At 40.7% G+C, this 21,939-nt stretch carries 15 protein-coding genes and 1 other RNA gene; all 16 read right to left on the bottom strand.

Features of this window, described 5'->3' with window-relative positions:
• Positions 1-2 precede the first annotated feature (2 nt).
• Positions 3-1,043, bottom strand: a complete 1,041-nt coding sequence (recA, locus tag RWZ05_RS03295) for a recombinase RecA (RefSeq protein WP_314642081.1) — start codon at positions 1,041-1,043, stop codon at positions 3-5.
• 4 nt (positions 1,044-1,047) lie between these two features.
• Entirely contained in the window at positions 1,048-2,295 is a 1,248-nt protein-coding gene (locus RWZ05_RS03290) for a competence/damage-inducible protein A (protein WP_314642078.1), read from the bottom strand.
• Between the two features lie 35 nt (positions 2,296-2,330).
• The gene (gene rimO, locus RWZ05_RS03285) at positions 2,331-3,677 is read right to left on the bottom strand and encodes a 30S ribosomal protein S12 methylthiotransferase RimO (RefSeq protein WP_314642076.1); all 1,347 of its coding nucleotides are present in this window, start codon (positions 3,675-3,677) and stop codon (positions 2,331-2,333) included.
• Positions 3,678-3,745: 68 nt separating this feature from the next.
• Positions 3,746-4,783 (bottom strand): extracellular solute-binding protein, encoded by a 1,038-nt coding sequence (locus RWZ05_RS03280; RefSeq protein ID WP_314642073.1) that lies wholly within the window; start codon positions 4,781-4,783, stop codon positions 3,746-3,748.
• A gap of 60 nt (positions 4,784-4,843) precedes the next feature.
• The gene (locus RWZ05_RS03275; protein WP_314642072.1) at positions 4,844-6,766 is read right to left on the bottom strand and encodes a YgiQ family radical SAM protein; all 1,923 of its coding nucleotides are present in this window, start codon (positions 6,764-6,766) and stop codon (positions 4,844-4,846) included.
• Positions 6,767-6,805: 39 nt separating this feature from the next.
• Complete coding sequence (locus RWZ05_RS03270; protein WP_314642070.1) at positions 6,806-7,258, bottom strand: helix-turn-helix domain-containing protein; 453 nt, start codon at positions 7,256-7,258, stop codon at positions 6,806-6,808.
• Positions 7,259-7,300: 42 nt separating this feature from the next.
• Positions 7,301-10,045 carry a DNA translocase FtsK 4TM domain-containing protein gene (locus tag RWZ05_RS03265; protein ID WP_314642068.1) on the bottom strand — a complete coding sequence of 915 codons (2,745 nt, stop codon included), beginning with the start codon at positions 10,043-10,045 and terminating at the stop codon, positions 7,301-7,303.
• A gap of 82 nt (positions 10,046-10,127) precedes the next feature.
• On the bottom strand, positions 10,128-11,429 hold the full coding sequence (locus RWZ05_RS03260; RefSeq protein WP_314642065.1) for a replication-associated recombination protein A: 1,302 nt from the start codon (positions 11,427-11,429) through the stop codon (positions 10,128-10,130).
• A 180-nt stretch (positions 11,430-11,609) separates the two neighbouring features.
• Positions 11,610-11,782: non-coding RNA, 6S RNA (gene ssrS / locus RWZ05_RS03255), on the bottom strand.
• Positions 11,783-11,862: 80 nt separating this feature from the next.
• Positions 11,863-13,665, bottom strand: a complete 1,803-nt coding sequence (gene aspS / locus RWZ05_RS03250; protein WP_314642063.1) for an aspartate--tRNA ligase — start codon at positions 13,663-13,665, stop codon at positions 11,863-11,865.
• 8 nt (positions 13,666-13,673) lie between these two features.
• On the bottom strand, positions 13,674-14,945 hold the full coding sequence (hisS, locus tag RWZ05_RS03245) for a histidine--tRNA ligase (RefSeq protein ID WP_314642061.1): 1,272 nt from the start codon (positions 14,943-14,945) through the stop codon (positions 13,674-13,676).
• Complete coding sequence (gene hemZ, locus RWZ05_RS03240) at positions 14,945-16,372, bottom strand: coproporphyrinogen dehydrogenase HemZ (protein WP_314642059.1); 1,428 nt, start codon at positions 16,370-16,372, stop codon at positions 14,945-14,947. The genes hisS and hemZ overlap by 1 nt, the downstream gene beginning before the upstream one ends.
• On the bottom strand, positions 16,365-16,856 hold the full coding sequence (locus RWZ05_RS03235) for a Fur family transcriptional regulator (RefSeq protein WP_314642056.1): 492 nt from the start codon (positions 16,854-16,856) through the stop codon (positions 16,365-16,367). Before RWZ05_RS03235 ends, hemZ begins: the two co-directional genes overlap by 8 nt.
• Before the next feature lie 40 nt (positions 16,857-16,896).
• Complete coding sequence (locus tag RWZ05_RS03230) at positions 16,897-17,532, bottom strand: MBL fold metallo-hydrolase (RefSeq protein WP_314642054.1); 636 nt, start codon at positions 17,530-17,532, stop codon at positions 16,897-16,899.
• Positions 17,533-17,543: 11 nt separating this feature from the next.
• Positions 17,544-19,772: a bifunctional (p)ppGpp synthetase/guanosine-3',5'-bis(diphosphate) 3'-pyrophosphohydrolase gene (locus RWZ05_RS03225; protein ID WP_314642051.1), complete on the bottom strand. Its 2,229-nt coding sequence runs from the start codon at positions 19,770-19,772 to the stop codon at positions 17,544-17,546.
• 11 nt (positions 19,773-19,783) lie between these two features.
• Positions 19,784-21,766, bottom strand: a complete 1,983-nt coding sequence (recJ, locus tag RWZ05_RS03220; protein ID WP_314642048.1) for a single-stranded-DNA-specific exonuclease RecJ — start codon at positions 21,764-21,766, stop codon at positions 19,784-19,786.
• Between the last annotated feature and the right edge of the window lie 173 nt (positions 21,767-21,939).

Here is a 21,939-nt window from a genome sequence, read left to right as displayed (position 1 = left end):
GATTATACTTCTTCAGTTACTTCTTCACCGATTACGTCAATTTCTTCTGTACCTACAGCCAATGTATCGCGAATAATACGATCGATTTCATCCGCTACTTGTGGATTATCAAGCAAGTACTGTTTAGCAGCTTCTTTACCTTGGCCCATACGCTCCCCATTGTAGGAATACCATGCACCAGATTTATTGATGATTTCCATATTTGTACCGATATCAATAAGTGTACCAGCTTTGGAGATACCTTCGCCGTACATCAAATCAAATTCAGCGGTTTTGAACGGAGGTGCTACTTTGTTTTTAACAACTTTTACTTTAGTGCGAGCACCAACGTTTTCGTTATTAGCTTTAATTAATTCACCTTTACGAACATCGAGGCGTACGGAAGAATAGAATTTCAACGCACGACCACCAGTTGTCGTTTCAGGGTTACCAAACATGACGCCTACTTTTTCACGCAATTGGTTGATAAAGATAACAACCGTTTTAGATTTACTGATGATACCAGTCAATTTACGCAATGCTTTACTCATCAAACGAGCTTGTAAACCTACGTGAGCATCGCCCATTTCACCATCGATTTCAGCTTTAGGAACTAAAGCTGCAACGGAGTCAACTACGACGATATCTACAGCACCACTGCGAACAAGAGCTTCCGTAATTTCAAGAGCTTGTTCACCATTGTCTGGTTGAGAAATCAATAAGTTATTGATATCTACACCCAAGTTACGAGCATATACTGGGTCCATCGCATGCTCCGCATCAATAAATGCCGCAATGCCGCCTTGTTTTTGTGCTTCTGCTACAGCATGAAGTGCTACTGTTGTTTTACCAGAGGATTCTGGACCGTAGATTTCAATAACACGACCGCGAGGGAACCCACCTACACCAACAGCGATATCGATAGCAAGAGAACCGGAGGAGATAACCTCTACGTTCATGCGATCAGCTGCTTCACCAAGACGCATAATTGCGCCTTTACCAAAGTCTTTTTCAATTTGTTTTAACGCGTTATCCAACGCTGCTTGTCTGCCATCTACAGCCATTATTTTATTTCCCCTTTTCTCTTATATAAGTATACACATAATATAGTGCTAGCTCTGCTGCACTTTGTCTAATATCATCTCGATTACCAATTAGATTTGCTTTATGAGCTACGGTGCCATGTGGCCCAGTAACACCAAACCACACAAGACCAACTGGCTTTTCAGGACTACCACCGCCAGGACCGGCTATGCCCGTCGTAGACACGGCATAGGTCGTTTGTCCAATAGATTTTGCCCCTTCCGCCATAGCCCTAGCGACTTGCTCACTTACGGCACTATACGTATCGAGCATATCTTGAGGTACACCTAGTACACGATGTTTTATGTCGTTGCTATATGAAATAACGCCACCCATGTAGTACTCACTGCTACCACTCACATTAGTTAGCAATTTACCAACCAAACCAGAAGTACAAGATTCAGCAGTACTAATCGTACTATGCTCCTCGAGCAGAGTATGACCTAGTGTTTTCTCCATAGACACAGTTAAATCACGGCCTACACGAGAGCCTAATCGTTCTCGAATGATAGCATCCCAAGGATTGAGAAGTGCTTGTGCCGCCTCTAAGGTATCAGCCTTAGCGGTGATACGAACCTCGATATAGCCCTTTTTAATGAGCAACGCAATAGTCGGATTCGATTGATTCTTAATGAGATCCATCAAGGTATTTTCTAAGTCGATTTCACGGATATCATATACGCCATATCGATAGGATGTGACAACACCTTGCGAGCCGAAGCGTTTATTTAAATAAGGTACTACACTCTCTTGGAACATCCCCTTCATTTCTCCAGGAGGTCCAGGTAAAAGTATATATGTAGTATCCCCATCTTCTATGACAACACCTGGTGCTACGCCTACAGGATTTTTAAGAACCTTTGCGCCTTCCGGCAATTCTGCTTCTCGAAGACTTGCATCGGGTACAGTTCGTTTTACACTTTCAAAGAAACGTTTAACCTCATCCATTGCCTCTTGATTAAATACAATAGGTCGTCCAATAGAATCGGCCAATACATTACGCGTAATATCACCTTGCGTTGGACCTAGCCCACCAGTACTAATCACAATATCAGCCCGTGTGCTAGCAAGCCGAAAAACCTCCGCCATTCGTTTAGGATTATCACCAACTACGGATTGATGAGCAATCGTATAGCCTAATTTATTTAACTCTTGTGCTAGCCAAGATACATTCGTATTAACTGTATCGCCTAGCAATAATTCTGAGCCTGTAGAAATAAGTTCTACAATCATCAGATCACCTCCACACTCGAATATATCGAAGTGTATTATTCTACAACGGTAGCTACAACATCGTATGCAAAACCTTGTTCTACTTGTACCTTGAGAATGTCACCAGGTTTAATATCTTCGCCGCAGTCTTCGATGTACATATTGCCGTCTACATCAGGAGCTTGAGATTTCAAACGCCCTTTTGCAAGCAATGTATTATTATCGCCGTCTTCGATTTCTTCGACCATCGCAAAATCAATGGTACCTTCTAAGTCGCGATTATTCTCTTCAGATATAGCAGCTTGGATGGACATAAGAACATGGTAACGTTCTTCTTTAATCGCTTCTGGGACTTGGTCTTCACGAGCACCTGCAGGTGTCCCTTCCTCTTGAGAGTAGGTAAACACGCCCATATTATCGAATTTAATTTCTTTTACAAAGTCGCAAAGTTCCTCAAATTGCTCATCTGTTTCACCAGGGAAACCAACGATAATAGATGTACGCAATGTAATATGTGTAGGCGCATTTCTGATTTTCTTAAGCAAACACTCAATATCACTACGATCATCGCGGCGATTCATTTGCTTCAAGATATCGTTATTAACATGTTGCAACGGAATATCTACATATTTACAAAGTTTTGGCTCATTAACGATAATATCTAACAATTCATCAGAGAAGAATGTTGGATATAAGTAGAGCATACGAATCCATTCAATGCCTTCTACAGTAGTTAATTCTTTTAACAAGGTAGTCAACAATGGTTTACCATCGTTGAGGTCAATACCATAGCTAGTCGTATCTTGAGCGATAAGAACGACTTCTTTAACACCAGATGCTGCTAAACGTTCTACTTCTGCTTTAATAGACTCGATTGTACGACTACGGAAGGCACCACGCACCTTTGGAATAATACAGAAAGTACAACCATTATTACAGCCTTCCGCAATTTTTACGTATGCACTGTAACGAGGTGTAGTTTGAATACGAGGCATCCGCTCATCATAAATGTTCGTAATATTCTCCATAATACAGCTACGATTGCCATGCTCAATAGCATCAACAGCTACCATAATTTGGTCCCATGCACCAGTACCGATTAATGCATCAATTTCAGGAATTTCTTGGAATAATTCATCCTGATATTGTTGGCTAAGGCAACCTGCTACAATAAGCCCCTTGCAAAGGCCATCTTCCTTATATTGAGCAACTTCAAGGATGGTATTAATAGACTCAGCCTTGGCTTTCTCAATAAAAGTGCAGGTATTAACAACGATAAGATCTGCTTCGCTTAGGTTTTCAGTAATGGTATAGCCATTATCTTTCAACAAGCCTAACATTACTTCAGTATCTACTAAATTTTTAGCACAACCTAGGCTAACATACCCTAATTTTTTACCCATTCTATATCCTTTCTTCACTCGATTCTGTCTCTATCTCTTTTCCCATTTCTAGGATCTATTCAACGGACTTAGTCTTTACGGAATCGCACTTGACTAACCCAGTGATTTAACAATACCTTTTTACCTTCCGTAGTATAGCCACCATTTACAGGCCATAGCACTAAGCCTTGTCCCATAGAGTCCTTCGGCTCATCCATTTCAGGATTGGTGAATAGATAGGTAAAATTATTTTCTACCATATATTTCGCCGTTTTTGTAGATAACAACCAATTAATAAATTCAACACTATCCGATTTATGCTTTGAGTTTTTTAACACCGCAGCACCGGTCACATAGTAAGATGTGCCATCTTTAGGGTATATGAACTTAATTGGATACCCATGACGATTATACTGAGCTGCATCAGATAAGTTACCAATCCCAATGTTTATCTCCCCTAATGCAGTTAAGCGTACAGGAGTAGACAGGAATTTAGCATGTTGTACTATGTGTGGTTTCAAGCTATACAAATATTCAAGAGCTTCTGGTTCGCCTTTGTACTCCACCATATTGTATAGTAAATTTGCCGCATTCTGAGATGCTACAAAGTCTGTCATTACAATAGACCAATCGCCTTGTTTTCCCAAGGTTTCCCAAGTAGTAATATACTTACCAACACCATTGTAGAAGGTATCATTCTGAACAAATACAATAGGATCGTACCAAAGGCCAACCCAGTAACCATTAGGATCCTTAAAGGTATCTCGCACTTCATCAATTCGTTCATTAACGATTGGTGCATATTTACCAGTATTAGCACCTACAACGAGATTATCTTCAGAGGTGAGCACTAAATCACCAGATGTGTCAGCCACATTTGACGCTGACCGTTGTGCCATTTGCTCCTCTGTAAGAGGCATAATCGTAACCTTTACGTTTTGTTCCTGTTCATAACGATCAGCTAACATTGTAGTTAAATTATTTGGCAAGTCGGTATAGACTGTAATTTCACCACGAAGTGGTTCTTTAGCCTGTTCTAATTGTTCATGATGGTAAAAGTTCATGCCGTAGGTTAACATTCCTACCACAAAAAGGGCTAAAATGCCCGGAGCAATCCATCGTTTCATATATGCCTCCTATAAGACATAACGTATCCCCACCGAGACTAGTAAAGCTAATCCCTATAATTAACGACCACCACGGCTTTTATTAGGCGAATGACCTTTAGTCATACCTCTACGAGATGGCTTTCCCTTACTAAAACTAGATCGACTAGTACGAGCTCCCTTAGTTTGAGTAGTACGATTACTATTGCGACCAATTGGGCGTGGTGGAATTAAACATTCTGGGCCAAAACCAATTAAGTCACGTCGATTAGCCTCTATGAGGGCCTCTTTAACAAGGTCATAGTTTTCAATATTTTTAAACTGCATCAAAGCGCGTTGCTTTGCTTTTTCTCTACCCTTTTTAGCTACATATACAGGCTTTCCATCTAATGGATTAATGCCTGTATAGTACATACAAGTAGACAGACTCCCCGGTGTAGGAATAAAGTCTTGTACTTGTTCAGGGTACATATGGTGATCACGCAAAAATTCCGCTAATTCGATAGCATCCTCCAAGGCACAGCCTGGATGAGAGCTCATAAAGTATGGTACTAAGTATTGTTTTTTACCAAGTTTTTTATTGGCCTCTTCAAACCAAGATTTAAAGGTGAGGAACTCTTCCTTCCCCGCCTTGCCCATCATGTTGGTTACACGTTTAGACACATGTTCTGGCGCTACTTTCAACTGACCACTGACGTGAAACTCACAAAGCTCTCGCACAAAGTCTTTATTGTTATCTGCTAGCACATAATCATAGCGTAAGCCAGAACGAACAAATACTTTTTTTACCCCTTTTAACTTGCGCAACTTACGAAGTAAAGTAATGTAATCATCATGATTTGTATTCAAGTTCTCACAAGGCTCAGGGGCCGCACAAGTACGACCTTTGCAAGCACCGTATACAGCTTGTTTATCACAAGCTAAATGACGGAAATTCGCTGTAGGTCCACCTACATCGTGAATATACCCCTTAAAGTTATCCATATTAATCATCGTCTGTGCTTCGTCAATCAACGACTCATGGCTACGATTTTGGATGATACGACCTTGGTGGTTTGTAATAGCACAGAAAGAACAACTGCCAAAACAACCACGTTGACTAACAAGGCTGAATTGTACTTCACTCAATGCGGGTACGCCACCTTTATCATCGTATTTAGGATGCCACTTGCGAGTATATGGCAAGTTATATACGCCATCCATTTCCTCCTGTGTCAAAGGCAAAGCAGGCGTATTTTGGATGACATATCTATCCCCATGTTTTTGTACTACTATGCGGCCATAGAATGGATCTTGTTCATCATATTGGATGCGAAACGCATCAGCAAAGTCCATTTTATTGGTCTTAATCGCTTCATAAGATGGACACTCCACATAATCAATGGTAGGAATGTCTTTAGCCATGTAGCAAATGCCACGTATAGATGGTAAGGATTCTTTAAATCTTCCTTGGTCTAACGCATCAGCTAGTTCGACGATTTGAAGTTCACCCATACCATATACAAGTACATCCGCCTTAGAATCAACTAAGATAGAGCGACGCACTGTATCTGACCAATAATCATAATGACCAAAACGACGCAAGGACGCCTCTATGCCCCCAATAATGAGAGGCACATCACTGTAAGCCTCCTTCATGCGATTCGCATAGACCAAGGTAGCACGATCTGGACGATGACCAGCTTCACCGCCTGGAGAATAATCATCTTGTCGACGAATTTTCTTTGCCGCCGTAAATTTATTGAGCATTGAGTCTAAATTCCCTGCCGTAACAAGGGATGCTAGACGTGGTTTACCTAATTTTTTGAAAGCCTCTACATCATTCCAATCTGGTTGATCTATAATGCCTACACGATAACCTTTGGATTCTAGGTATCTGCCGATGACTGCAGGCGCAAAGGACGGATGGTCCACATAGGCGTCCCCACTGATAAGAACGAAATCTAATTCGGCCCAACCACGTTCCTTCATATCCGAAGGTTCTGTTACTAAAAATCTATCCATTGATTGTGTAAATGCCTTTCTATCATTCCTAATCAACTATTAGAAAAGGAATAACCACAGTAAAAATAATGCCATACAGAATAAAATAATGCCCAAAATAATACGTTCTTGAACGATAGAACGTTGACGTTTTCGTTGCCTTGTTTCTAAGGACATACGTTTCTTAGAAGTTTGATATTCAACGAACTCACTTTGTACCAAAGTAGGTGTAGCTTGAGCTTTCTGTCTCGTCACAGAGCGTAAAGAAAAAGTATCAATATCTCCTACTTGGCTTTGATAGGCTTTCACCAAACGGTCTCCATCGAGATCCAAGTAATTGCCATAATTACGAATAAAACCTTTTACGTAGACCTGTCCAGGAATGATGTCATAGTTGCCATCTTCGATAGCCTCTAAATAGGTTGTTTTAATATGTAGCACCTGCTCCACATCTTTAAAGGTTAAATTACGTCTTACCCGTTCACGTCGTAATTCTTCGCCTAATTCAGCCATTTTCGTTCCTTTCTAAATCTACGTACTGTAATAATCATTCAATTATTGCTCATCAGTGGAATCAGAGAAATATCTAGCTTTCGCTTGTTCAGGGCTCATCAAAATTTCTCGAGCCTTACTGCCCATGCTAGGACCAACGATTTTAAGATCTTCCATAGTATCCACAAGGCGTGCTGCACGGGTATAACCGATGCGGAAACGACGCTGTAACATGGATACAGAGGCTTGACCAGATTCCATAACAAGATTTACTGCACGTTCTAACAATTCGTCACGATACACATCATTGTCCTCAGCTGACTCTTTTTCAGCTTCCTTTTCCGCCTCTTGTGTTACTGTATTATCATACTCTGGCTCTCGTTGAGCTTTCACAAATTCTACAAGTTTTTCTACCTCATCATCAGAGATAAATGCACCTTGTACACGAATTGGTTTATTCGCCCCAATTGGAGCAAATAACATATCACCTTTACCAAGCAATTTTTCGGCCCCCGCCATATCAAGGATAGTACGGGAGTCAATTTGAGAACCTACAGCAAAGGAAATACGACTCGGTACATTGGCTTTAATAGAACCAGTAATAACATTAACAGACGGACGTTGTGTGGCAAGTACCATGTGGATACCTGCAGCACGAGCCATTTGAGCCAAACGACTAATGGATTCTTCTATGTCATCTGGAGCTGTCATCATAAGGTCAGCCAACTCGTCGATAATCAGTACAATCAACGGCATAGCCGCCTTAGGATGTGCTTCATTATAGCTCTTAATATCCCGTTTACCAGATGCTGCAAAGGCTTTATAGCGCGCCTCCATTTCTCGAACGGCCCAACGTAATACAGCTGCTGCTTTTTTCATATCTGTCACAACTGGTGCCATCAAATGAGGAATACCGTTATAAATAGACAGTTCAACCATCTTGGGGTCAATTAATAAAAGCTTAACCTCTTCTGGTTTACGACTAAAGAGAATACTGGAAATCAAAGTATTTACACATACAGATTTACCAGAACCAGTCGTACCTGCTACGAGCAAGTGAGGCATCTTCGCAAGGTCTGTAATCACAGGTTTCCCTGCAATATCCTTACCAAGACCTACAGGAATACCACCTCTAGCATCCTTAAAGTCACTACAATCAAGGACATCGCGCAAATGAACGGCTTCAGTGGTCTTATTAGGTACCTCGATACCAATAGCAGATTTGCCTGGGATTGGAGCCTCCATACGAATATGTTGCGCGGCTAAGTTAAGAGCAATATCATCCGTTAAGTTAACGATACGACTTACTTTTACACCGGGAGCAGGCTCAATTTCATAACGCGTAACGGTTGGACCTTGTGTAGCATTAACAACCTTTGCCGTAATACCGAAGTTGCTCAACACAGTTTCAAGCATCATCGCATTGTGAGCTACCTCTTCACCATTATTTTGGCTCCCCTTCCCTTTCGCCAAAAGATCAAGGCTTGGGAAATGGTACGGCTTATCATAAGTGCGATGGATTTGACCATCTTTAGATACCGCTACTTGAGCCGTATCCTCTGTGGTACTAATAATAGATGGTACTTGTAAGCCCATGCCAGCCATTCCAGCGCCGGCACTTACAGAACTGGCAGCAGCACCCGTGCCTGGCACGGCAGACGCAATAGCTCCGTGATTGGTCTCCAATGGTCCAATAGTTGTATTTTGATAGGAAAATTCAGGTTCTTCCTCTTCAGTATTTCTTACTGTTTCAGACTCATCAGTATAGCCTTCGTCTGGTGTATATGTATAATCCTCATCTGGAACATATACATAATCATCACCAGTAGATCGATGCGTATCAGAAAATTGATCAAAATCATCAGCTTCAAAAGTCTTAGCATCACCAGATACTTTAGAAATATTAGCCAATTGCTCAGCTGCACGGTTACGTGCTTCTAATTCAGCTAATTCCTTCCAAGATGTAGGCGCTTTTGGCGGTTCTATAGTTGCAACTGTATCTACCATAGGTTCCACATCTACAAAGGTGTCAGTTTCAAAACTATCTCTATCGGTAGAAATACCACGCTTTTCAAGTGTATCTAATGCTTGAGCAGTAGTATCTTCGAACCGTGTATCTTTTTCCCTATTATAAGCTTTACGTTGTTCCGCTGCTTCTTTACGTTGTTCATTCCAGTCTTCAAAGACCTCTTTCGCAACGGCCACCTTCTCAGCAGCTACTTCTTTTGCTACATTTAAACCTACTTGAGTTTTATCTGCTGCCTTTTGTAATCCACTGCGCAAGGATAATCGAGTAATAAGAAGACCCAAGGCTAACAACAAGAACACATTGAGAATAATTGCACCTAAATTACCTAATAAAGTGCGCATAAATGTTGCAATAGCCCCACCTACAACACCACCTTGATTAGCCAATTGTGTAGTAATGAGTTCCTGCCCCTCAGGAACACGCCACAACGGAACAAGAGCTAACAAGAATAGGAAAAACAAGGTCATTACAACGCCGCGTTTTGTAAAGGAAATAAATGTTCCCTTATATAGTAATCTCCAACCTACCCAGAAAACGCATAAGCAAGGAATAATGCCTCCTATACCGAAGCCATAACGAAATACACCTGTCAAAATTTGACCTACAAGACCAAGCTCAAAGCCAAAGAAACCGAGTAAAGATATCACTGCAAAGGCAATGACAATAAGGCCTTTAACTTCGCTGCGCAAAGAAAAGCCTTGAGACTTTGGTTGTTGTTTTGTACTTGTTCGCTTACGGCGTGTGTTGCGTTTTTTGGTGGAAGTCTTTTCTTCTGCCATAAATCTATACAAACCCCTTACTTATATAACATTACAGTAAATTAACTTATCATTATATTATAGCATATATCGAAGTATTTAGTTAACTCTTACGTCGTTCTTCCCAGTCTTGAAGCAACTGTTCCTCTTTCCCCCTTTTTATACCATTGTAATATGTGGCATCTACAAGAGGTGTCGGTAAATATTGTTGTTTTACATAGCCATTTGGATAGTTATGAGCATATTTATAGGCTTTCCCGTGACCTAATTTGCTCGCCCCACTATAATGACTATCCTTCAGATGATCTGGCACCTGCCCACAATCCTTGTGACGCACGTCGGCAATAGCCGCATCAATTGCCATATAGGCAGAATTACTTTTTGGAGCTAACGCCACATAACATGCCGCCTCGGACAATATAATACGCGCCTCTGGGAAACCGACCATATGGGCGGCTTGAGCCGCAGCGTTTGCCAAAATCAATGCTTGTGGATCGGCAAGACCTACATCCTCAGCGGCACAAATCACGATACGACGAGCGATAAAATTCGGGTCCTCCCCTGCTTCAATCATACGTGCCAAGTAATGCACTGTCGCTTGTACATCAGAGCCGCGCATACTTTTAATAAACGCAGAAATCGTATCATAGTGGCTATCACCTTTTTTATCGTATGTATAAATACGACGACCTACAACCTTTTCAAGGACCTCAATAGATATAGTACCTTCGTCAGGAACCATAGCTGCAGCTTGCTCGAGAATATTGAGTGCCATACGACCGTCACCATTGACGAAGATGCCTATATCCTCTAGTACTTCGTCGGTTACTTGTAAACGACGTTTACCAAGACCTACCTCTTCATCGGTAATAGCACGACGCAGAATTTGACCGATAGCCTTTGGTGTCAACGCCTCTAATGTGATAAGTCTCAACCGAGATAAAAGTGGTCTATTTACCTCAAAAAATGGATTTTCTGTAGTTGCACCGATAAGGATGATTGTGCCGTCCTCAACACAAGGTAAAAGAACGTCTTGTTGGCTTTTATTAAAGCGATGAATTTCATCGAGGAAAAGAATAGTTCGTTGTTGCAAAGAACGAACTCGCTTACGCGCATCTTCAATGATGGTGCGCAATTCACCAATGCCTGCATTGGTGGCATTTAAATTAACAAAATGACTATTACTAACCTTCGCAATAATACCTGCTAACGTTGTTTTCCCCGTTCCACAAGGCCCGTAAAAGAGCATTGATGGAATAGTATCCTTCTCTACCATAGCACGCAAGAAGGTTCCCTTCCCTACGGCCTTTTCTTGACCATATAAATGGTCTAATTTTGTTGGACGCATCCGCACAGGAAGCGGCTCATATGTATTTGTAGGCGCTAAATCAAATAAACTATCCATTCCATCACCTCAATTCGCAATATTTAAACTATTAATGCTTTTATTTCAAAAATCATATATGTTAGATCATCAAACTGTATGTCTCTTAGGTATGATTTTTTATAACAAGTATCATAAATTGATATATTTATCGTATTTCCATATATAGTATATGATATTATATGCTATTTTTACACGCAAAAAAGCCCCACCATGCCGTAATGTACCGCGTTTTGATCCTGCTTAGGGCAGGTGGGTGTCCTCCTCATCCTGCAGTTGTCCCGTAAGGGCGTAACGTTCAGACGAGAGTTCGGACTCCCGAAGTAAATGTGTTGGCTCAAAACTGCGATATCACACGCACATGGCAGGGATATCTTATACATAAATAGTATCAGAAAGATTAGCAATTAACAAGACTTGACATTTCAATTTTAATCAATTCTTGCTTATGTTTTTACACTAAAGATTGCTCTTCTTCTTCAATATCTGGTTTAATATGCAATTCTTTTAATTGTTTAGGTTCTACTTCAGATGGAGCTTGACTCATAACATCAGAAGCAGATTGTGTTTTAGGGAATGCGATTACATCACGGATAGATTGACGTTTTGCCATTAACATAACAAGACGATCTAAGCCGAATGCACAACCTGCATGAGGAGGCGCACCATATTGGAATGCATCGAGCATGAAGCCGAATTTAGATTTTGCTTCTTCTTCAGATAAACCAATTGCTTTGAATACTTTCTCTTGTACATCAGATTGGTAAATACGCAAGGAACCGCCACCGATTTCTACGCCATTCAATACCATATCATAAGCAATCGCTTTTACACTACCAGGATCACTTTCTAATTTATCAAGATCTTCATGGCGTGGCATTGTGAACGGATGGTGCATTGCAACATAACGTTTTTCGTCTTCGTTATATTCGAACATAGGGAAATCAGTTACCCATGTGAATGCCAATTTATCAGGATCAATCATATTCATGCGGCGTGCCATTTCAAGACGCAATTCGCCTAATGCACGTGCTACAGTGGCAGGTTTATCTGCAATCATCAATACAAGGTCGCCACCTTTAGCGCCCATTTTTTCACCGATATTGCGAATTGTATCTTCACCTAAGAACTTCATGATTTGAGACTTGATGGAACCATCTTCGTTGAAGCAAGCCCATGCAAGGCCTTTTGCACCATAACGGTTTACATATTCAACGAGGTCATCAAGTTCACGGCGAGGAATGCCAGCGTCGCCAGGTACTACGATACCTTTAACTACGCCACCATTGTCAATTACAGAGCGGAATACTTTGAATTCTGTATCTTTTACAAGATCAGTTACATCAGTAAACGCCATATCGAAGCGAAGATCTGGTTTATCAGAACCATATTTATCCATTGCTTCGTCCCATGTAATGCGAGGCATAGGCAATGTAATGTCTTTGCCCATTGCTGTTTTGAATACATGAGCAATCATTTCTTCTAGCATGGAGTAGATGTCCTCTTCGTCTACGAAGGACATTTCCAAGTCGAGCTGAGTAAACTCAGGTTGACGGTCTGCACGCAAGTCTTCATCGCGGAAGCAACGAACGATTTGGAAATACTTTTCATAACCAGCAACCATCAAGATTTGTTTGAAGATTTGTGGAGATTGAGGCAATGCGTAGAATGTACCAGCATTTACACGGGAAGGAACTAGATAGTCACGAGCACCTTCAGGTGTAGATTTAGTAAGCATTGGAGTTTCAATTTCCAAGAAATCGCGGCTATCGAAGAAGTCGCGCATAGCTTTTGTTACTTTGTGACGTAAAATCAAGTTGCGTTGCATTTCTGGACGACGCAAGTCAAGGTAACGGTATTTCAAACGAATGTTTTCATCTACATCGATATCATCTTGGATATAGAATGGAGGCGTTTTAGCGGAGTTCAATACGCGCAACTCTTCACAGAACATTTCGTATGCACCTGTAGGAAGGTTTGGATTAATGGCAGATTCATCACGTTTTGTGATAGTACCACGCACGCAAAGAACATATTCATTACGAACATCCTCTGCTTTGTGGAAAGATTCTACGTTATGATCTGGGGATGCTACTACTTGTACTACGCCAGAACGATCGCGTAAATCCAAGAAAATCAAACCACCATGGTCACGACGGCGTTCAACCCAACCACATAATACGACCTCTTTACCTACCTCTTGTTCAGAGATGGTGCCACAACCGTGCGTACGGTGTAAGCCTTGCATTGTTTCCATTCTTATTGTCATCCTTTCACCAAAGAAGTTATACGTTTAGACACTGCATCGAGAGATACAGCCTCTTGTTCACTAGTATCCATGAATCGGATAATGGCTTCTCCACGAGCCAATTCATCATCACCCAATATGATAACATATTTTGCATTAATTTTGTTAGCATATTTTAATTGTGCCTTCATACTCTTGCCCTGTCCGTCCATTTCAACGGTTACATACGCATCATGTAATGCTTGACAGATTTTGAAAGCCTCTACCTTAGCCGCATCACCAAGGGCTACTACGAACACAGATGGTTCTACAGTTGGTTCAGGCAATAAGTTTTGTTTTTCAAGGGCTAATAATAAACGCTCCATGCCCATAGCAAAGCCAATCGCTGGCGTATGAGGGCCATCGAGTTCCTCTACGAGACCATCGTAACGACCACCACCGGCTACGGCACTTTGTGCGCCTAATGGAGTATATTGTACTTCGAAAGCTGTTTTAGTGTAATAATCAAGACCACGTACAAGACGAGGGTTCAATGTATATTGCACATTAGCAGCCGTTAAATATGTCTTCAATTCTTCAAAGTGATCATGACACTCTTCACATAAATGTTCGTGAATTTCAGGAGCACCTACGGACAAAGATTTGCAGGTTTCATTTTTACAGTCCAAGATACGCAAAGGATTTTTATATAAACGTTCTTGGCAATCACTGCATAATTGTTCTTTTTTAGGTTCAAAGAATTCAATTAATTTTTCGCGGTATACAGGGCGACATGTCGGGCAACCTACAGAGTTCACCTCTACATTGAGATCTTTAAGGCCAAAATCTTTCAACAATTGCACTACCATACAAATAACTTCACTGTCCACCACAGGAGACTGGGATCCCAATACCTCTGCACCAAATTGGTGGAATTGACGGTATCGGCCTGCTTGTGGTTTATCATGTCGGAACATAGGCCCCATATAATACCATTTTGTAAGACCTTCTTTACCATATACTTTGTTTTCTAAGTATGCGCGCACAGCAGATGCTGTATTTTCTGGGCGCAATGTAAAGCTAGATCCACCATCATCACCTGTGGTAAAAGTGTACATCTCTTTTTGTACTACATCTGTAGTTTCACCAATGCCGCGCAAAAATAATTTAGTATCTTCAAAGGCAGGTGTGCGAATTTCATTAAACCCGTATACTTTGCAAATCTCGTGCATACGTTGTTCAATATAGTGCCAATTTATCATTTGTTCTGGCAAAAAGTCTTGTGTACCTCTTGGTTTTCTAATAGCCATTACACAACCTCCCAAAATTTTTCACAAATTCTATGTCGTTTCTCTAATAGTGCATCTATCGTTGCGTGGTAAACATCTACATCCTTTGGCATATGCTGCTTAAGTTGACGATATTCAGGGGCGCGCATCCACTTAGATGAACTACCAGGACCCATGGATAGAATACTTTGACGTTCCTCCATAATCTGAATATTGTATTCGCATGCTTTGCCCGGCAAGGTATAACCAATATTTTCTAACTGCCCTCTCATATATTGTTGGCGATATAGATAATATGGCACATAACCAGCCGCTTCAAGACGCTCTTTACTATATTGTACCATTTCTGCTACGAGATGTTCCTCTGGAACATCATCTTGCATATTTAAATCGTACAACAGGCTACCACGTTTTAATGCTAACGTATGAATTGTAACATTTTCCGGCAAATTTTGACATACATAATCCATATTCTCTACCATATTTTGCATCGTTTGATGTGGTAAACCGGCAATAAAATCCATATTTACTGCAAATGGTGTATGAACTTTTACATATTGTAATAGTTCATCAATATCACGCGCACTATGTCCACGCCCTATACGACGCAAAATATCATCTTGCATAGTCTGAGGATTAATGCTGATACGATTTACACCTAACGCAAGCATAGATTGTATCTTTTCAGAATTTACAGAATCTGGTCGTCCCGCTTCTACAGTAAACTCATGTCCTTCTGGAACCAGAACAGATAACTGTTTTAGGACTTGGTGAAAGTCTTCATCACCCAACACCGTTGGGGTGCCACCGCCCATATAGAGAGTGTCAACCTTCAATCCATATGTATCAATGATAGATTTCACATCCTCTACATCTCGGCCTAGCGCTGATAAAAACTGGCTTTTACCATTGTAATCCTGATAGAGTCCATACGGAAAGGAGCAGTAAACACAGCGGGTGTCACAAAAAGGAATGCCACAATAGAGACTCACCTTTTTATCGTCTGTATCAGCTAAAAATGGTTGTTGATACTCACCGATAGCGCCTAGGGTAGCAAGTTTTTCTATAGACACAGAAAACTCGTCCCTAATGTGACGAGTTGCTGCGTGGACAGAGCCATATGTATCTATATATTTATGTAGTAGCTTCGTAGGGCGTACACCTACCATAGTTCCCCATGGCGCATCAGCGGGCAAACCTTGATATTCGCGCAAGTACCGTAACAAGGCTTGACCAATTTGTCGACGCCCCATAGATGAAATATCACCTTCAAAGGTTTGTACAATCTCACCAATGGTAAGGGTCAAGCGATATGAGCCGTCTATCTCTATAGCCTCTAGAATAACTTCTGGATTAACCTTATCAGAGAATAAACCTGCAGCACCACAATTATGAGCTACTACGGAGCCCAGTGGTAATGGCCCCGTATATAGATATCCATTAAGCATGGTGATGAGCCATACGCTCTAATTTTTCAAGCTCTGCTTCAGTCATATGGCTTTGGCAATCACTGCAATAACCATATACTTTTAATTGATGGTCAATAGTGCGGAAGTTCAATTTTTTAGCGATAATAGATTCTAGAGTTTCTAGCATATCATCTTCAAACTCGGATACTTTACCACATTTTACACAAATCAAATGATGATGGAAATGAGCAAACTCTTCGTCATTCAATTCGTAACGATTACGTCCATCACCGAAATCAAGACGTTTCAACAAATCTAGCTCTGTGAAGAGATCAAGTGTTCTGTAAATCGTAGCCAAGCCGATATCAGGAGCTACTTCTTTAACAAGCACGTACACGTCTTCAGCACTCAAATGGTTTTCGTCAGCATCGATAAAGGCTTGTAAAATTGTTTGACGTTGTGTAGTCAATTTATATTTTTTGTCTTTAATACGTTCTTTTAATTTTTCTAATGTTGTATTCATGATAACTATCCCCTTTACTTCTTGCAAAATTATATAAAACCTACGCTCCAACGAATGGATTGTATTGTTTTTCATAACCTATATTTGTTTCTGGTCCATGACCAGGGTAAACCATTGTATTATCTGGCAATTTATAGAGTTGAGATTTAATGGATTCCATTAATGTCTCATATGATCCATTTGGAAAATCTGTACGGCCCACGGAATCTCTAAAGAGAGTATCCCCCACAAACACAAGACTTTCCATATAATAACATACCCCACCTGGTGTATGACCTGGTGTTTCAAGTACTTCAAGGTCAATAGCGCCACATATAATATGGTCACCTTGCTTAACCTCAATAAGATCAGCATTCACCTTAATCGGTGTAGGATTACTATAGGCACTAAGGTTAAGCTCAGGATCAGATAAATACGGGATATCGCCCTTTTGAATATATACAGGCACATGGTATGTATCTACAATCTCTTGAACACCACCAATATGATCTCCGTGACCATGAGTTAGCAAAATAGCCTTTGGCTTCAAGTTATGTTTCTTTAGCGCATCTAATACTTCCGATGTGGCAGGGTCGATGATAAAAGCTTCACCTACTACTTTATCACCTATGACATAGCAATTGGTTCCTAGTGGACCTAAAGGCATGCGCATAAGCACTAATTGTTGTTCGCTCATTAAGCCCCTCCTTAACTTCGTTGTACCGTATATACTTCACGGATACGACGCAATTTAGTCATTACAAAATCTAATTGTGAAATGTCACGAATATCAACAGTAACATTGATACTTACATTTTTAGTATCCTCTTGAACCTTGGCATTGATGTTAGTAATGGTAATTTTCAATTCTGAAAGTACAGCCATAACCTCCATGAGCAAACCATTTCGATCGTATGCTTGAATATCAATGCCTACGTGGAAGGATTCGCCAGAGGAACCATCCCAAGAGACCTCAATCATGCGTTCTAAATCTTCAGGCGTATGGCCTAGGCTCGTACAATCGGAACGATGGACAGATACACCACGACCACGCGTAATATACCCAATGATATCATCACCAGGAACAGGATTACAGCATTTCGCCATCCGCACCATAACACCAGCCTCGCCTTTTACGAGGACGCCAGTACCATTTTTAGTTTTCTTTTGGCCTTGAGATTTTAATTTTTCAATAATTTGTTCAGTACTGCGTTTAGACTCTTCTGCTTCTTTAGATTTTTTATAGAGTTCAATTAAACGCAAGAGAACTGTACTTACAGGAATACCGCCATAGCCACAAGCCGCAAACATTTCCTCTTCAGTACCGGCTTTCAGTTGTTTAGTTACTTGTTGGAGTCGATTATCTGCAATCAACTCTTTCCACGTGTAATTTAATCGTTTCGCTTCTTTTTCAAGAGCCTCTAAGCCTTTTTCAATATTTTCAGCTTTATTTTCGCGCTTGAACCAGTTGCGTATTTTACTCTTACTTTCAGAGGACCCTACAATGTTAAGCCAATCAAGGCTTGGTTTACTCGTTTTAGATGTAATAATATCGACGATATCACCATTTTGCAAGGTGTAATCGAGAGGTACAATTTTGCCGTTTACCTTAGCACCTACACAGCGATGACCTACATCGGTATGAACACGATAGGCAAAGTCTAATGGCACCGAGCCAATAGGCAATTTAACAACGTCCCCCTTCGGTGTAAATACGAATACTTCACCAGAGAATACGTCTAATTTCAAAGCATTAACAAGCTCTGTTGGATTACTTGTATCTTGCCATTCTAGAACTTGGCGCAACCAAGCAACCTTTTGGTCGAACTCTTTATCGCCGTTTTTGTTACCTTCTTTATACCGCCAGTGAGCGGCAACACCATATTCGGATACACGGTGCATTTCCCATGTACGAATTTGGATTTCTACCGGTTGTCCCATGGTACCGATAACAGTAGTATGCAAGGATTGATACATATTGGATTTCGGCATGGAAATATAATCTTTAAATCGATATGGCAATGGTTTCCACAAGCTATGCGCAATACCGAGTACCGCATAACAATCAGGGATACTATCAACAATTACGCGAACCGCAAGCAAATCATAGATTTGTGACAAATCGCGATTGTCCTTTTTCATCTTCTTGTAAATACTGTAGAAGTGTTTAGGACGGCCTTTGATATCTGCCTTGATATGGGCTTCGCCTAAAGCCTTAGTGAGTTGACTCATTGTATCATTAACGATATCTTCACGGACTTGGCGTTTTTGCTTCATTTGATCTACAAGATCATAATATTTTTCTGGTTCTAAATAGCGGAAGGATAAATCCTCTAACTCCCATTTCACATTGAAAATACCAAGGCGATGCGCAAGGGGAGCAAAGATTTCGAGCGTTTCCTTAGCAATGCGTTTTTGTTTATCACTGCGCATATGCTTTAAGGTACGCATATTATGTAAACGGTCACCTAATTTAATAACAACGACGCGCACGTCCTTTGCCATCGCTAAAATCATCTTACGATAATTTTCCATTTGGCGATCTTCTTTTGTTTCATATTGGAATTGGTTTAATTTTGTTACACCATCAACGAGGAATGCTACCTCAGAGCCAAACATTTCCTCCAAGTCTTCCTTCGAATAGGATGTATCTTCAACCACATCATGCATAAGCGCTGCCATGAGCGTAATATGGTCGATTTGTAAGTGTGCCAAAATATCAGCTACAGCTAGTGGATGCATGATATACGGTTCACCAGAAGCTCTAAACTGACCTTCGTGAGCCTTGTCAGCTAGCTCAAAAGCCTTTAATACTTGGTTACACTCATCATCTGTTAAATACGTATGGATATACTCCATAAATTCAGCTAAGGCTTTCTCTTTATCAAAAGTGCCTTGTTCAACCAAAGCTTTGCCTTCTTCATTTACAGTTGTCATGGTGTCACCTCCTATACACTATAAGTAAGGAATGTTACGGATGTGACAAGATCTAATTTTCCTTCAATTGCATTCCATCTAAGCATTAATTGACCATCATCACTTGTATATTCTTCAACAATGCCCAATTCTTTAAAGACATCAATAGATGCAAGAGCACTGCGATTATTTTGATCTGCCGGCTTGCGGCGCAATATATCTTGTTCAACATTGTAAACCGATTGACTGCGACCACGCATGGATTGTTTTACAATGACATACATCTGCCGAAGTCCTTCAGTTGTCAGTTTAATCGGCTCTTCAGTCAACGGTTCGATTGCTTGAATCATGAGTTGTGGAGAAACCATACCTTGCCATTCATTCTTTTGCAAGGAGAAGGCTACTTTCACAACAGAACCGACAAATATAGATTTAAATAAATCTGGACGATTCCAAGCGATAGCATCCAATGTTCCATTCGAGGTAGCAAAAATCACCTTACAATGATTTTTTAACTGCCCCATGAGCATAATATCTTGTACCGTAGCTTCCATTACGGCAAAAACTGGTGTGCTATTAGCCATCCCATAGGGTTCAAGGGCTGATACGCGGTCAATAATATCAACATCGATATCATCAACAGGTAGTTCCGCATCAATGGCCACTACAGGAATATATTCGTCAGCAGTAACAGTCTTTTTACAATACTCAGTTAAACGCTCTCGCAATTCATCAATGCGATTGGCGTCAATGCTAAAGCCTGCTGCTGCAGAGTGACCACCAAACTGTAGCAAAAGGTCTTCACAAGACTTCAACGCATCATATATATTAAAACCGTCGATACTACGGCAAGAACCTTTGCCAACTCCATCATGAATGCTGATAACTAAGGTTGGTTTATAAAATTCCTCCACGAGACGAGATGCAACGATACCAATAACACCAGGATGCCACTCTTCACCAGCCACAACGGTTACATAGTCAGCCTTATGGCCTTGATTTGCTACATCAATACGAGCCAATTCGTGAATATTTCTTTCCAGTTCTTGTCGCTCACGATTGGTTTCGTTCAATTCCTCAGCAATTGTCTCTGCTATATCTGCATCATCGGTCACCAAAAGTTCAACAGCACGCGTAGCATGCGTTACGCGCCCCGCTGCGTTAAGGCGAGGGGCTAAGGTGAAACCAATATGTCCAGATGTTATAGTTCGCTCATGTAGGCCCGCTACATCGATGAGTTTTTTAATGCCTAAATTAGGATGGCTATTCATCTTCTCCAGGCCTGCTTTTACGATGATCCGGTTCTCACCAACCAAAGGCACTACATCTGCCACAGTACCTAAAGCAACGATATCTAAATCATCTAAATACCACTCACCGTGTTTTGTTAACCACAATGCTTGGCATAATTTAAAAGCCACACCGACGCCAGATAAGTTTTTATCCTTATATGGACAATCCTTTTGTTTGTGATTAATAACAGCCTTAGCCCGTGGAATCATATCCGGTGCCGTATGATGATCTGTAATAATCATATCGATACGGTCTCGTACAGCCTCTACAATATCGTAAGAACTAATACCGCAGTCTACAGTAATTATTAAAGCTGTTCCCCGTTCTATAAGGTGCTCTAAAGCCTCTAAATTGAGGCCATACCCTTCACTTTGACGTTCTGGTATGTAATAAGTAACATCGGCACCTAATTTCTTTAAAAATCGATAGAGTACAGATGTTGCAGTAATACCATCCACATCATAATCGCCATAAATGACGATTGGTTTGTGACTTTCAATTGTCTCCTGAACTAGCGAAACAGCCACGTCCATATCCTTTAAAGTGAATGGGTCTAACAAATCTGACAAAGTACCTTGTAAAAACTGACGACCTTCGTCAACATCAATGTGACGATTCACCATTAATTTAGCCACAATAGGGTTCACACCAAGTTCACGGATTAAGATATTTTCTTTCTCTCGGTCACCTTCACAAAGGCGCCAACGTTTCTTCTTAATCATCATATCCCTCAGTAGTTTATAATCAATATCATTCTAGAATTCAACGTATTATCATTATCATTTTTATTTATTATACCTCAAAAAGCGAATAAAATAAACTATTTTATATATTTTATTCTCATTTAAACTTTGCTATTTTCTCAACAAAAAAGAACCTCCCATTATCAATAGGA

Source organism: uncultured Veillonella sp., from assembly GCF_963543145.1.
In the GTDB taxonomy this organism is placed as follows: domain Bacteria; phylum Bacillota; class Negativicutes; order Veillonellales; family Veillonellaceae; genus Veillonella.
Note: the sequence above shows the minus strand (reverse complement) of the source record. Positions and strands in the feature narration are given on the sequence as shown.

What these genes read in the sequence shown, in the direction of transcription:
- aspS (WP_314642063.1), bottom strand. Translation starts at nt 13,665, where the DNA reads ATGGAAACAATGCAAGGCTTACACCGTACGCACGGTTGTGGCACCATC.
- RWZ05_RS03270 (WP_314642070.1), bottom strand. Translation starts at nt 7,258, where the DNA reads ATGGCTGAATTAGGCGAAGAATTACGACGTGAACGGGTAAGACGTAAT.
- RWZ05_RS03235 (WP_314642056.1), bottom strand. Translation starts at nt 16,856, where the DNA reads ATGAATACAACATTAGAAAAATTAAAAGAACGTATTAAAGACAAAAAA.
- RWZ05_RS03230 (WP_314642054.1), bottom strand. Translation starts at nt 17,532, where the DNA reads ATGAGCGAACAACAATTAGTGCTTATGCGCATGCCTTTAGGTCCACTA.
- hemZ (WP_314642059.1), bottom strand. Translation starts at nt 16,372, where the DNA reads ATGCTTAATGGATATCTATATACGGGGCCATTACCACTGGGCTCCGTA.
- RWZ05_RS03275 (WP_314642072.1), bottom strand. Translation starts at nt 6,766, where the DNA reads ATGGATAGATTTTTAGTAACAGAACCTTCGGATATGAAGGAACGTGGT.
- hisS (WP_314642061.1), bottom strand. Translation starts at nt 14,945, where the DNA reads ATGGCTATTAGAAAACCAAGAGGTACACAAGACTTTTTGCCAGAACAA.
- RWZ05_RS03260 (WP_314642065.1), bottom strand. Translation starts at nt 11,429, where the DNA reads ATGGATAGTTTATTTGATTTAGCGCCTACAAATACATATGAGCCGCTT.
- recA (WP_314642081.1), bottom strand. Translation starts at nt 1,043, where the DNA reads ATGGCTGTAGATGGCAGACAAGCAGCGTTGGATAACGCGTTAAAACAA.
- RWZ05_RS03225 (WP_314642051.1), bottom strand. Translation starts at nt 19,772, where the DNA reads ATGACAACTGTAAATGAAGAAGGCAAAGCTTTGGTTGAACAAGGCACT.
- RWZ05_RS03290 (WP_314642078.1), bottom strand. Translation starts at nt 2,295, where the DNA reads ATGATTGTAGAACTTATTTCTACAGGCTCAGAATTATTGCTAGGCGAT.
- RWZ05_RS03265 (WP_314642068.1), bottom strand. Translation starts at nt 10,045, where the DNA reads ATGGCAGAAGAAAAGACTTCCACCAAAAAACGCAACACACGCCGTAAG.
- rimO (WP_314642076.1), bottom strand. Translation starts at nt 3,677, where the DNA reads ATGGGTAAAAAATTAGGGTATGTTAGCCTAGGTTGTGCTAAAAATTTA.
- RWZ05_RS03280 (WP_314642073.1), bottom strand. Translation starts at nt 4,783, where the DNA reads ATGAAACGATGGATTGCTCCGGGCATTTTAGCCCTTTTTGTGGTAGGA.
- recJ (WP_314642048.1), bottom strand. Translation starts at nt 21,766, where the DNA reads ATGATTAAGAAGAAACGTTGGCGCCTTTGTGAAGGTGACCGAGAGAAA.